1 protein-coding gene is annotated in these 346 nt (G+C 39.3%); it reads right to left on the bottom strand.

Features of this window, described 5'->3' with window-relative positions; translation table 11 throughout:
- Positions 1 to 22: 22 nt before the first annotated feature.
- Positions 23 to 346, bottom strand: a 324-nt coding sequence (locus NF543_RS25365; protein ID WP_257671002.1) for a TfoX/Sxy family protein, incomplete at its 5' end; no start/stop codon positions are given.

Genomic DNA, 346 nt, shown 5'->3' with positions numbered 1-346 from the left:
CTTATGGCGGTGTTAGGGGCAGTTATTTCTTTTTTGGTTTTGGCAATGGCAACTCTTTAACTGAAATTCTGACCAACTCGCTTAACCATTCCTTGTCATCGATTTTGTCTTCAATCAGGAAACTCGGTTTTGCTCCTTGGTATGGAGGTGCTTCAACCACATCGCCAATAAATTCTCGTCCCGATTTAGTTGGTTTTACAAATAGTTTATTGTCGCATATTAGGCCGAATATCTTTCCATCCGAGTAAATTCCATATTCCCCGAACATTTTTTTAGCCGTCAATTCTCCAGCATTTTCGATTTGGTCTATGACATAATCCACAAATTTTTGGTCGGAAGCCATTTT

It is taken from the genome of Parapedobacter tibetensis (assembly GCF_024704835.1).
GTDB classification, from domain to species: domain Bacteria; phylum Bacteroidota; class Bacteroidia; order Sphingobacteriales; family Sphingobacteriaceae; genus Parapedobacter; species Parapedobacter tibetensis.
Note: the sequence above shows the minus strand (reverse complement) of the source record. Positions and strands in the feature narration are given on the sequence as shown.